This window comes from Nocardioides sp. CF8 (genome assembly GCF_000389985.1).
Taxonomy (GTDB): domain Bacteria; phylum Actinomycetota; class Actinomycetes; order Propionibacteriales; family Nocardioidaceae; genus Nocardioides; species Nocardioides allogilvus.
Genome location: NZ_CM001852.1, coordinates 3,932,317 through 3,944,751, shown reverse-complemented (window position 1 = coordinate 3,944,751; position 12,435 = coordinate 3,932,317). Strand labels below are relative to the sequence as shown.

At 69.4% G+C, this 12,435-nt stretch carries 7 protein-coding genes; 5 read left to right on the top strand and 2 right to left on the bottom strand.

Translation table 11 applies throughout. The features are described from left to right. Positions 1 to 26 precede the first annotated feature (26 nt). The 5 genes from mobF to CF8_RS19150 all read left to right on the top strand — a co-directional run bounded on the left by mobF (position 27) and on the right by CF8_RS19150 (position 9,416). Positions 27 to 6,017, top strand: a complete 5,991-nt coding sequence (mobF, locus tag CF8_RS19170; RefSeq protein WP_036491516.1) for a MobF family relaxase — start codon at positions 27 to 29, stop codon at positions 6,015 to 6,017. A 631-nt stretch (positions 6,018 to 6,648) separates the two neighbouring features. Beyond that, a complete protein-coding gene (locus CF8_RS19165) occupies positions 6,649 to 7,293 on the top strand; it encodes an ArsR/SmtB family transcription factor (RefSeq protein WP_010834750.1) in 645 nt (214 codons plus the stop codon). Further along, complete coding sequence (locus CF8_RS19160; protein ID WP_051204273.1) at positions 7,290 to 7,805, top strand: hypothetical protein; 516 nt, start codon at positions 7,290 to 7,292, stop codon at positions 7,803 to 7,805. Before CF8_RS19165 ends, CF8_RS19160 begins: the two co-directional genes overlap by 4 nt. Continuing rightward, entirely contained in the window at positions 7,798 to 8,523 is a 726-nt protein-coding gene (locus CF8_RS19155) for a DsbA family protein (protein WP_036491514.1), read from the top strand. The genes CF8_RS19160 and CF8_RS19155 overlap by 8 nt, the downstream gene beginning before the upstream one ends. Beyond that, on the top strand, positions 8,520 to 9,416 hold the full coding sequence (locus CF8_RS19150) for a cytochrome c biogenesis CcdA family protein (protein ID WP_010834747.1): 897 nt from the start codon (positions 8,520 to 8,522) through the stop codon (positions 9,414 to 9,416). Before CF8_RS19155 ends, CF8_RS19150 begins: the two co-directional genes overlap by 4 nt. 458 nt (positions 9,417 to 9,874) lie before the next feature. Here CF8_RS19150 and CF8_RS19145 read toward each other — a convergent pair whose 3' ends face one another. After that, positions 9,875 to 10,078: a YgaP family membrane protein gene (locus CF8_RS19145; RefSeq protein ID WP_036491511.1), complete on the bottom strand. Its 204-nt coding sequence runs from the start codon at positions 10,076 to 10,078 to the stop codon at positions 9,875 to 9,877. A gap of 315 nt (positions 10,079 to 10,393) precedes the next feature. Further along, positions 10,394 to 12,435, bottom strand: a 2,042-nt coding sequence (locus CF8_RS19140; protein WP_036491509.1) for an MMPL family transporter, incomplete at its 5' end; no start/stop codon positions are given.

Sequence of the window (12,435 nt, the reverse complement as noted above, 5' to 3'; positions counted from 1 at the left end):
CGCCGCGGTTGCTTCTCCGTGACGTGATGGGTGTGCACAAGCTGACCGCGGGAGACGGGTACACGTACCTGACGCGCCAAGTGGCCGTGCACGATGCCACCGATCGCGGCCACCAGGGGCTGGCCGACTACTACGCCGAGAAGGGCGAGTCACCGGGGCGTTGGTTCGGCGTCGGGCTCGGCGCGCTCGACCTCGAGGTGGGCTCTCAGGTCACCGAGACCCACATGCGGAACCTGTTCGGTGAGGGCCGTCACCCGGACGCTGAGCGGCTGGAGAACGCCGCTCTGGATGCCGGGAAGAGCGTTGAGCAGGCCAAGAAGGCCTCCCAGCTCGGCCGGGTCTTCGCCAGGTACCTGGGCAACCAGCCGGAGTTCATCCAGGAGACCGCGAAGCGCTACATCGCCTTCAACCTGGCCCACGGGCTCCACTGGAAGACGCCTGTCCCGGCCGAGGAACGCGCCCGGATCCGCACCGAACTGGGCAACGAGCACTTCCTCCGCGAGCACGGTCGCGCCCCGATCGACGACCGCGAGCGTGGCTCCTTCATGGCCAAGGCCACCCGCCAGCAGACCACCGCGGTGGCCGGGTACGACCTCACCTTCGCTCCGGTGAAGTCCGTCTCGACGCTGTGGGCACTGGCCGATCGCGATGTCGCCAAGCAGATCGAGGACGCCCACCACTCGGCTGTCGAAGCCACGCTGTCGTGGCTGGAGCAGGAGGTGCTGTTCACGCGACGTGGCCGCGGCGGCCTCCAGCAGGTCAAGGCAATGGGCCTGATCGCGGGCATGTTCACTCACCGCGACGCACGTTCTTCTGACCCGCATCTGCACACCCACGTCGCGGTCAGCAACAAGGTCCAGGACGAGACCGGGCGCTGGCTCGCCGTCGACGGACGGGTTCTCTTCAAGGCCAACGTCAGCCTCGCGGAGATGTACAACACCCTCGTCGAGACCGAGCTCATCGCTCGGCTGGGGGTGCGTTTCGAGAACCGCCGCAGCGGTCTGGGCAAGGGCCATGGACCGGTTGGGGACAAGCGGCCCGTGCGCGAGATCGTCGGCGTCGACGAGCGTCTGGCCCAGACCTGGTCCAAGCGGCACCGCGCGATCGAGGTCCGACGTCGCGAACTGGCGGCCGCCTTCCAGGCCGAGCACGGTCGCCCGCCGACCGAGGGCGAGGCCGTCACCCTCGCCGAGAAGGCTTGGGACCAGACCCGCCAGGCCAAGCACGCACCCCGCGCTGAGGTCGACCAGCGGGCAGCCTGGCTGGCCGAGGCCACCGCCATCATCGGCAGCGAGCAGGCCGTCCGGGACATGGTCGAGGACTGCCTCGGGCACCCGTCGGACGCCCAGGATGTCACTGATGAGTGGGTCGCCGAGACCGCGCAGCGTGTTGTCACGCGGGTCGCCGAGGACCGTGCGACGTGGCAGGTCTGGCACCTGCGCGCCGAGGTGCAGCGCCAGGCCCGCGCCCACGGCGTGCGGCGAGCTGACCTCGATGCCGCCGTCGACCGGGTCGTGGTCACCGCGATCGGCGATCATTCCATCGCCTTCAACGACCCTGATCCGCTCACCCGACAGACCACGGCGGCCGTGCAGGGGGTGACGATCCCCGCTCCGCTGCAGCGCAGCGAGCACAGGGTCGAGTGCGGTTCCAAGAGTGAGGAGATCGTCAGCGTCTACAGCCTGGCCGGGGCCCGCCAGTACACCTCCCATGCCGTGATCGACGCGGAACGCAGGGTCGTTGAGTCCGCCCGCCGCACGGGAGGCCGCACTATCAGTGAGGTCCGTGTCGGTATCGCGGTCGCCGAGGCCGCCGCCAACGAGCTCCACCTCAACGCCGCGCAGCAGTCCCTGGTCCGCGAGATGGCCACCAGCGGCCGCGCCGTCCAGCTCGCCCTCGCGCCCGCGGGAACCGGCAAGACCACTGCCATGCAGGTCCTCACCCGCGCCTGGCAGGACTCCGGCGGCACCGTCATCGGCCTCGCACCGTCCGCGGTCGCGGCCCAAGAACTCGGCGCCTCCATCAACCCGGAGAACGGTGATGCCGGCGCCGGAGAGCGGGCCAAGGCCCTGCTCCGCGGACCACATTCATCGGGGTGGCGCCCGGGTCGAAAGAAGGTCCGTGCAGACAGCCTGGCCAAGCTCGTGTGGCACGCCCAGAACGGCAACCCACCCGAGTGGATGGAGAAGATCAACGCCAAGACCCTCGTCCTGATCGATGAGGCAGGTATGGCCGCCACCACCGATCTCGCGGCCGCGATCGACTACGTCACCTCCCGCGGCGGCCAGGTCCGGCTCGTCGGCGACGACCGACAGCTCGCCTCAGTCGCCGCCGGCGGCGTTCTGCGCGACATCGCCCACCAGATCGGCGCCGTCACCCTCAGCGAGGTGCACCGCTTCCGCAACCCTGACGGCAGCCTCAACCACGCCGAAGCAGCCGCCACCCTCGCGCTGCGCGAAGGCGACCCGTCGGCGATCGCGTTCTACGCCGACCGAGGCCGCATCCACGTCGGCGACCTCGGTGCCTGCGCCGACCAGGCCTACGCCGCGTGGGCAGCCGATGTGGCAGCCGATCGGGCCAGTAGCGATGGAGTCTCCGACTCGATCTTGATTGCGCCCACCCGCGACCTGGTCGCCGAACTCAACACCCGTGCCCGCAACGACCGCGTCGCCGGACTCTCCGAGGAGCAGATCGGGCGAGTGCTGACGCTGGCCGATCACACGTTGGTCTCCGCAGGTGACCGGGTCATCACCCGCGAGAACGACCGCCGCCTGGCCATCAGCCGCACCAACTGGGTCAAGAACGGCGACCGCTGGCACGTCAGATCCGTCAACGACGACGGGTCCCTGACTGTGGTCCACGGCAAGCTCGGCAAGGTCATCACCCTGCCGGCCGACTACGTCTCCACGACGGTCCAGCTTGGATACGCCACCACCGTTCACGGCGCCCAAGGCGTCACTACCGGCACCTGTCACGTCGTTCTCACCGGTGACGAGGACCGCAACCTGCTCTACGTCGCGCTGTCCCGCGGCAAGTTCGCAAACCACCTCTACCTCAACGTCGCCTCCGACGGCGACCCGCACAACCTGATCCGACCCGAGGCCCTGATCCCGCCGACCGCGCTCGACCGGATCGCCGACATGCTGCGTCGCGATGGTTCCCCAGTCTCCGCGACCACCACGCTGCGCGAGCAGACCAACCCGCACAAGCTGCTCGGCGACATGGCTGCCCGCTACCACGACGCCGTCACCGCCGGAGCCGAGAACCTCATCGGCCCTATCGGTATGGACAAGATCGACGCCCACGCCGAAGCACTCGTGACCGGCCTCACCGAAGCACCCGCCTGGCCGACACTGCGCTCCCACCTCGCACTCAGCGCGCTCGACGAACACAGCCCCCTGAAGGTGCTGAGCGCCGCAGTGAGGATCGGTTCGCTGGCCGACGCCCGCGACCCCGCCGCGGTGCTCGACGCCCGTGTCGACGACCTCCTCGATGATGGGGTCGCCGACCTCACGACTGCCCGGCCGCACGACGCGGACACTCCCCCGGCCGCGGCCGGGCCGCTCCCTTGGCTGCCCGGCATCCCGGTCCGGCTGGCCGAGGCTCACGACTGGGGTCCGTTCGCGGCGACCTACCACCGGCTTGTCCGGGAACGAATCGACGCCGTCCGCGAAGCGGCCCGCGCCTGGACCGGCGCCACCGCCCCCGCGTGGGCACAGCCTTTCCTCGAGGAAGAGGACACCGACCTGCGGGCCGATCTCGCCGTTTGGAGGGCGATGGCCGGTACTGACGAGAACGACCTACGCCCCACCGGCGACCGCACCATCGGTGCCCCCGGCGCCTACCAGGCCAAGCTCAATCGGGCCGTGCGTCAGGCTCGTCCGAGCTACCCGTTCTCGCAGCGCACCTGGTTCCAGGTGCTGCCCGAGACCGTTCGCGCCGACCCGTGGATCACCCCGTTGTGCCAACGGCTCGCCCGCCTCGAGCGCGCCGGGCTGCCTGTGACCGACTACATCAAGCAGGCCCTCGCCGCCGACCCGTCCTTACCGCCCAGCCATGCCCGCACCAACCCTGACACCGAGACCGCCGCGCGGCCGCTGCCCGATGAGCAGCAGGCCGCGGCGCTGTGGTGGCGTCTCGTTCCGCACCTCGGGCCGGTCGCTCTCGGGGCCGACGAGCACTCCGCGGACCTGCTGCAACCTGCATGGCTCACCGAGCTGGCCGAGCTTGTCGGCACCGCGAAGACCGTCTACCTCCAGAAGGGGCCCGCGTGGCCCGCGCTCGTGGCGGCCGTCGACGAAGCCTGCGAGCACCACGGCTGGAGCCCGAACGACATCCTCTCCACCGCCTTCGCCGGCGTCCCCCAAGACGGAAGCCTCACCGGCGTCGAAGTAGCTGACGCGCTCGTGCTGCGCATCGCCATGCTCACCGACCCGCCCACGTACGCGCAGCCCGGCTACGACGTGGCACCGTACGGAGACGCCGACGCTTCCCCGGAACGGGAAATGCTGCCGCCCGAGGACGCCGACGAGTTCATGGCAGCGTTCTACCGCGACCAGACCGACGAGGGCGACGCGTCCGTCGTCCACTCCCCCACCCCGGGCGAGCACGCCGACCTCAACACTGAGGCGGCCGGCCGGGAGTCGCCCCTGGACGAGCACGACCCGACGTCGTACGACGACACCGCGGACGCCGACTATCTATACGTCGAGGACCCGTACGCGCCACTCCTCTGGCAGCACATCGACGAGGTCACAGCCGAGAACGCCTTCCCCGACCCCAACCAGATCCCAGCCGAACGGATCCACTGGCTCAACCAGCAGGCGCTGGCCTACTTCGAGTCCTGCTACCCGCGATCCTGGGCGCCGGAGTACCTGCGCGAGCGCCTGGGAACCGACCTCGTCGACCACCCCAACTACTCAGCCGGGTACGCGCCCGGCGGCGGTCGCAGCCTGATCCGCCACCTCACCGACCAGGGCGCCACCATCGACGAACTCGAGCAGGCCGGACTCGTCTCCCTGCGGGAACGCAACGACGGCACGACGTACTACCGCGACTTCTTCCGCGACCGGCTCATCATGCCCATCCGCGACCCCCACGACCCCGCCGGACAGGCGATCCTCGGCTTCCTCGGCCGCCGCAACCCCACCAGGACCGACGACGACTACGCCGGACCGAAGTACCTCAACACCCGCACCACGCCGGTCTTCACCAAGGGCGAGGCGCTCTTCGGGTACGGCGAAGCCCGCGAACTCCTCGCGGGCGGCGCACTCCCGGTCATCGTCGAAGGCCCCATGGACGCCCTGGCCATCACCCTGGGCAGCAACGGCACCGCGGCCGGCATCGCCCCGATGGGAACCGCGCTCACCGTCAACCAGATCAAGCTGCTGCGCGCCAACATCGACATCGTCAACGGTCGCGAGCGCATCGCCGTCGCCACCGACTCCGACCCCGCCGGTTGGAAGGCGGCACAGAAGGCCTTCTGGCACCTGACCGCTGCCGACCTCGACCCGACCCACCTTGAACTGCCCGACGGACTGGACCCGGCCAACCTGTTCGAGACCCAGGGTCCCGACGCCATCACAGCGGCCATCGAGAACCGAGCCCCGCTCGGCGACGCGATGATTGACCACCTGCTCCGCACGGCCGGCCACTGGTCCGACACCGACGTGCGCCAAGAGCTCATCCACCAGGTCGCCCGGATCCTCGGTGTCCGCGGCTCGGAGGTCTGGCTCGAAGCCACTGCGCGGCTCCGCAACCGACTCCACCTCGCGTCCGGCATCCTCGAACACCAGACCGTCACCGAGAGCATGGCGCGCGACCGCAATCGCCCGGGCTACGCCCAGGTCCGCATCGACGAGATCAACGCCGAGGCCCGCAAGCAGACAAGCAAGCGCGATCCTCAGTCCCGTCGCCGGGCCGACGAGCAGCGGCTCGCCACCAGCGCCGCCGCCACTCGCCCCGACCAAGGCGCGCCGCCGCCTGCTGGACCTGACCCGGCCGGCCCGCCGCGATGAGTCCGCCTCGCTCAGAGTCGCTCTGAGCGAATCTCCGACCGTCACTGCGCGAATCCGGGGCGAATCGAGTGCTGAATGTTCGTCAGGAAGCGTCCTGAGCGCGTGCCTTGGCCTCGGTAAGACCCAGGGTTGCCGCGTTCGGAGCAGGCGTGTCCTGATCCGCGATCGGCGGCATGCTCGGCACGTCCGGGCGAGGCGGCCCGCAAGCGCTACGCGGCAACCACCAAGACGGCCTACCCGGCTGGCACAGGCGGTCCGCAACGGGATCAGCTTGTGGGAAAGCCTGTTTACGGGCCGTGTCCGAGGGCGGGGTCAGACTCGGTCGGCGCGAGAAGGCAGTGGCGTTCTGAGGTACTGGGACTGCGCTGAGCTGCGGTCCTGTGCTCCTGGGCTGCCCCGGCCTGTCGTCCGAGGGTCCAGCAGATGGGCACGGACGGCCTGGAGGTGTGGGGCCACTCGACTGACGGGCAAGCAACGTCAGCCCCTCGTCCGAGCAATCCTGCTTCGCACACCCAGGGCTCTTCGCGTTGGGAACTCGTGGCCTCACCGACGGCCACTTGCCGCATGTCGCTACTGTATTCCAAAGATCTATGGAGAAAGGGTGGAGGATATGGATGAGCACCGCAGTCGAGTGTTCGACGAGCTCGCCGTGGTCGGCAAGGCGTTCGGTAGCGCCAGACGTCTGGAGCTGGTGGAGCTGCTGGCGCAGGGAGAGCGGTCGGTCGACGACCTCGCCCGGGCCGCTGGGATGGGGGTAACCACGGTCTCGGCGCACCTGCAGGTCCTGAAGGCGTCCAACTTGGTGTCCACGCGGCGCGAAGGTACCCGGGTCTACTACCGGCTGGCCGGTGACGACGTGGCCGCGTTGTACGCCGCGATGCGGACAGTGGCGCGGGAGCGTTCGGCCGACGTGGCCCGAGCGCTGGACTCCTACCTGAACTTGCCCGGCGGCGAGGTGGGTGTGATCTCTCGCCAAGAGCTGGAGGAACTGCTGCAGGGCGGGGACCTGGTCCTGCTCGACGTCCGCCCGGCGGAGGAGTTCGCGGCCGGCCACATCCCCGGCGCCACGAGCGCACCGCTGGAGGCTCTGGGCGCGATGTCCGCCACCCTGCGTCAGGGCCCCCGGGTTGTGGCGTACTGCCGGGGCACCTTCTGTGTGCTGGCCCATGACGCCGTCCGACTCCTGGCCGTCGAGGGCATCCCCGCCCGTCGCCTGGAGGACGGCATGCTGGAGTGGCGCACGCACGGCCATCCCGTCGAGGTCGGTGCCGCATGAATTGGCAAGCCCTGCAGGTCCTCCGGGCCTGGGGGTCGAGGCAGTGGGCGACCGCTGCGGTCTCCGCACTGGGCTTCGGGTTGCTGGTCGCGATCCCCACGGACCTGATCGACACCCCGGTTTTCAGTCGCGAGATCCCGCCGACCTGGTGGTCCTGGCCTGCACTCGTCGTGACGGCTGTCTTGACCGGGCTGCTGGTGGCGACCTACGTGAACCCCGTGCAGCCCGAAGATCGTCGCACGCGCCGCGGAGGCTGGATCGGTGGCACTCTCACCTTCTTCGCTGTGGGCTGCCCGGTGTGCAACAAGATCGTGCTGGTCCTGCTGGGGACCTCCGGTGCGCTGACCTGGTTCGAACCCCTCCAGCCCGTCTTCCAGCTGGCTGCCGTCGTCCTCTTGGGCTGGGCACTGCGCGCCCGGCTTAGAGGGGCAGTGGCGTGCCCGGCTCCGTCTACCCCGAACTCGACCCACACACCAACCGCATCGACTGATCGAGGAATTTCCCATGTCTGAACGCAAGAACGCCGTTTTGCCGGCCATCGTGGCCGCGCTCGCGGCGATCGTCGTGCTCGCCATCGTGATCTTCCCCAGCTTCGGAAGCGACGACAACGAATCCGACAGCGTGACCAGGGGCAGTTCCGACTCAGCGGCCGAGGGACGAGCCTCCGACGAGACCTGGGAGAAGCTGGCCCGCCGAGCGCCGGATGACCCGATGGCGATGGGGGAGGTCGATGCCCCCGTGGTGATGGTCAACTACTCGGAGTTCCAGTGCCCGTTCTGCGGGAAGTTCGCCCGGGACACCGAACCCGCACTCATCGAGGAGTATGTCGAGGACGGGACGCTGCGCATCGAGTGGCGCGACTTCCCCTACCTCGGCGAGGAGTCCACGACGGCCGCGCACGCGGGCCGAGCAGCGGCAGCCCAGGGCAAGTTCTGGGAGTTCCACGACGCCATGTACGCCGATCAGCTCCCGCCCAACAGCGGGCAGCTGGACGAGGACTACCTCGCCGGCATCGCCGAAGATCTCGGCCTCGACGTCGACCAGTTCCTCACTGACATGAACTCGAAGGCCACCCAAGACGCCGTGCAGGACGACTTCGCCGAAGGCCAGGCGATCGGTGTGACCGGCACACCCGCCTTCATCATCAACGGTGTCCCGGTGATCGGCGCCCAGCCCACCGCGGTCTTCCAGGACACCATTGAGAAGGCCGCCGAGGAGGCCACCCAGTGAGTGAGGTCAGCTTCCTGACCGCGCTGTTGGCCGGGGTGCTCGCGCTGCTCTCCCCGTGCAGCGCGCTGTTGCTGCCCTCGTTCTTCGCCTACGCCTTTGCCAGCCCGCGCGCGCTGCTGGCCCGAACAGGGGTCTTCTACCTCGGGCTCACCCTCACACTGGTGCCCCTCGGAGCGGGTGCGAACTTCGCCTCTGCCCTGTTCTACGGGCAACGGTCGCTGCTGATCTCGATCGCGGGCTGGTCGATCATCGGACTGGGTCTCCTGCAGCTGCTCGGTCGCGGGTTCGGCGTCCCTGGAGTGAGCCGTCTGCACGGGTGGGTGATGGGCCGAGACGGCGACCGGTGGGTCTCCACTCTGATGCTGGGAGCCGTCTACGGCCTCGCCGGATTCTGCTCCGGCCCCGTGCTGGGCGCGATCCTGACGGTCGCCGCCACTCAAGACTCACCGCTGGCCGGCGGATCGCTGCTCGCCGTGTACGCCCTGGGCATGACCGTGCCTATGTTCGCCATGGCTCTACTCTGGGATCGCTTCGACCTCGGCCGGCGACGCTGGCTCCGCGGACGCACCCTCACGATCGGCCCCATCACCACCCACACCACATCGGTGGCAGCAGGGCTGCTGTTCATCACCATGGGAGCATTGTTCCTGCGCTACGACGGCACCGCCGGACTCACCGGAAGCTTCGGTCTGGGCGACACCACCGACCTCGAGTACGCAGCCCAAGAGGCCGTCTCGACCTGGGGAGCCGCCGTCCCGGCCTGGGTCCTGCCGCTGACTGTCGCGATCATTGCTGCCACAGTCGCGTGGCGTCGCGCGCGGCGCAAGGTGGACCAGGCTGGGCTGACACTCGGGCCGGAGGCTCGGGCTGAGGACGAAGTGGCGCGTCGGTGACCTGCGCCTCGGGTACCCCCGGCGGGGCCGCTCGATCCGGCTCGGTCGAGGGCCCTGCGTCGTCCGGGGGCGTTTTGTTGCACGCGCAGGGCGAGCCGCGGGATGTGGTGCAGTCGGCGCTGCTCGCGGCTTCAACGTGCGGACAGCGCTGGCCGATGCGCCTCTTGAGATAGTCGTCCAGGGGGGCGCGGCCGGTCTTTGTTGTCACGGATGAGGACGTGTCCGCCGAGGTCTTGCGAGCCATGAGGGAGGTGCGTGCGGACGTGGCGCTGTGCCACAACAGCCTCGTGAGCCTCGGGCTCGACGAGCCCCACTCCCGGCAGGCGTGCTCGTGGTGCCCGCCGCCCTGGTCCACCTGGCGCATCGTCAGTGACAGGGCTGGCCTACATCCGGCTGTAACGCCAACAGCACAGCCGCCGCCTCCCAGTACATCGAGCCGACGCCGGGAGAACGAGGGTTCACCGGAAGGCGCAGCCGCCGGGGATACCGAGGCGTCGGAAGATGAGTGCGGCGGGGCAGAAGCCGGTGATGCTGGACTGGAGCAGGTTGAGGCCCACGAAGGCGGTGAGCAGCAGCCACCAGCTGGAGACGAACGCGCCCAGTAGGACGCTGATCAAGATGATGGTGCCGGCCAGGGACAGCACGGCGCGGTCGAGGTTCATGGATCTCCGATCGGGTTGTCGACGCCTCGAGACGTCGGGGAATGCGGCGTGAACAGTGCGGCGGAGGCCGCCGGGATTGTCCCGGCGGCCTCCCGAGCAAGTGCGGGTTGGCTGGCGTCAACGGCGCCCGAAGAGCTTGGCGAGGAAGCCGCTGCCGGGTTCCTTGGGGTGCCCCGGGCAGCGTTGCGCCTTCGGGACGCCGGCCATGACCTGGTCGACGTGCTGGCCGCAGCCGGCCCAGCTGGGCTTGCCACATTTTCGACAGGTGACCTGTCTGCACATGGTGGTTCTCCTTTCGGTGGTGGTGGTGGTTGATCAGCTGTGGGAGAAACGGATGTTCGGCAAGACGCGGGTCAACCACGACGGCGTCCACCAGGCCGCCCGGCCGGTGAGCCGCAGCAGAACTGGCAGCAGCACGAGCCGCACCAAGAACGCGTCCAGCAGGACGGCGACGCCGAGCACGATGCCCATCTCCTTGGGCGGCAGCGGGCCGGACAGGGCGAAGGTGAAGAACACCGCCACCATCACCGCGCCGGCGGCAAAGATCACCCGGCCGGAGTGGGCCAGCGAGCCGACCATGGCCTCCTTAGGGTCGCCGGAGTGTTCGTAGTGCTCCTTGGCGGAGGCGAGCAGGAAGACGGTGTAATCCATCGCGATCGCGAAGATCATCGCGAAGAAGAACACCGGCGCCCACGCGTCCAGGAATCCCTGGGACTCGAAGCCCAGCAGGTTCGCGCCCCAGCCCTCCTGGAAGACCATCCGGGCCACGCCGAAGGCAGCGGCCGTGGACAGCAGGCTGGCCAGGGTGCCGAGCAGGGCGATCAGCGGCGCCTGCAGGGCGACCAGGAGCAGCAGGAAGCCCAGCGCGAGGATCACGCCGATCACCAGCGGGGTCGAGTCGTCGAGCTGGGTCTTCAGGTCGAGGTTCTCCACCGCCGCGCCCCCCAGCACCGCCGTTTCCGGCAGGTCGGCGCGGAGCCGGTCGACGGTGTCGGACAGCGCAGGGTCGGACGGGTCGACGGTGGGGACGGCCTGGATGAGCGCCAGGTCGCTGCCGTCGGCCGCGGGTGTGGCCGGCATGGCCCCGGAGATCCCCTGATCGTCGGCCAGGACCTGGCTCGCAGCCTTGGCCTGGCTCCGGTCGACGACGATCTGCAACGTGCCGGGCGCTCCCTCACCGAAAGCGTCCTGGACCAGGTCGTAGCCGACCCGGGCGCTGGACTCCTCGGGAAGCACCTTGATCGAGGGCATCGCCGTTTTCAGGCCCAGCAGCGGGGCGGCCAGCGCCAGGAGCACGACGAGCGAGGCGAGACCGAAGACCACCGGGCGCTTCCAGAGCCGCTCGCCCCAGGCGGCGAACTTCGCCGAGCGGTGCTCCCCGGTGTGCACCCAGGGCAGCGAGAGCTTGTTGATCCGGTGGTCGAGCTTGAACAGCACGAGGGGCAGCAGAGTGAGTGTGGCCGCGAGCACGAAGATGACCGAGAGCATGATCCCGCCGGCCATCGACCGGAACGACGGGGACGGCACCAGCATCACCGCGGACAGCGAGATCAGCACCGTGGCGCCCGACAGGAGCACGGCCTTGCCGGCGGTGTCCATGGTCTCGGCGATCGCCTGTCGGGCGTTCTCGTGGTGGCCCATCCGGGCGGCCCGGAAGCGGACCACGAGGAACAGGGCGTAGTCGATGCCCAGCGCGAGGGCGAACATCATCGCGAAGTTCATCGCCCAGATCGAGACCGGGACGAACTGGTTGATGAGCACCAGCGACCCGGCGGAGGCGACCAGGCCGGACAGGGTGAGGATCAGCGGAAGCCCGGCGGCGACCAGGGCGCCGAAGGCCAGCACCAGGATGGCTAGGGTCACCGGCCAGGAGACCATCTCGGACTTGAGCATCGCGTCCAGGTTGGCCTCGTTGAAGTCCGACCACAGTAGGGAGGCCCCGGTGGGGTTCACCTGGATGGCGTCGGTGGACAGGTCCTGCAGCGGAGCCTTGAGGTCGTCGGCGACGCGGACCATCTCGTTGGGGTCGACGTTGGCGCCGGCGAGGAGCACGGCGGTTCGGCCGTCCTGGCTCAGGGTGGCCCCGGGTTGGGGCTGGACCACGTCGGCGATCCGGGAGTCCTGCTCGAGCATCGTCGTGGCGGAGGCGAGCACCGCCTTGCCTGCGCCCTCGGTCACCGGCCCGTCGGGGCTGTGCACGACGACCTGGATGGCGGTGCTGGCGTTGCCGCCGAAGTGCTCCTGGGCGAGCTCGCGGGCCGCCACGGACTCCGAGCCGTCGGCCTGCCAGCCGGCGCCGGAGAGCTCGGCTTCGACCTTGGGTGCGAAGGCGCCGAGGCCCACGATGACGAGCAGCC

Excerpts from the sequence above, each read along its gene's own strand:
- CF8_RS19155 (WP_036491514.1), top strand. The coding sequence starts at position 7,798 with ATGTCTGAACGCAAGAACGCCGTTTTGCCGGCCATCGTGGCCGCGCTC.
- CF8_RS19145 (WP_036491511.1), bottom strand. The coding sequence starts at position 10,078 with ATGAACCTCGACCGCGCCGTGCTGTCCCTGGCCGGCACCATCATCTTG.
- CF8_RS19160 (WP_051204273.1), top strand. The coding sequence starts at position 7,290 with ATGAATTGGCAAGCCCTGCAGGTCCTCCGGGCCTGGGGGTCGAGGCAG.
- mobF (WP_036491516.1), top strand. The coding sequence starts at position 27 with ATGGGTGTGCACAAGCTGACCGCGGGAGACGGGTACACGTACCTGACG.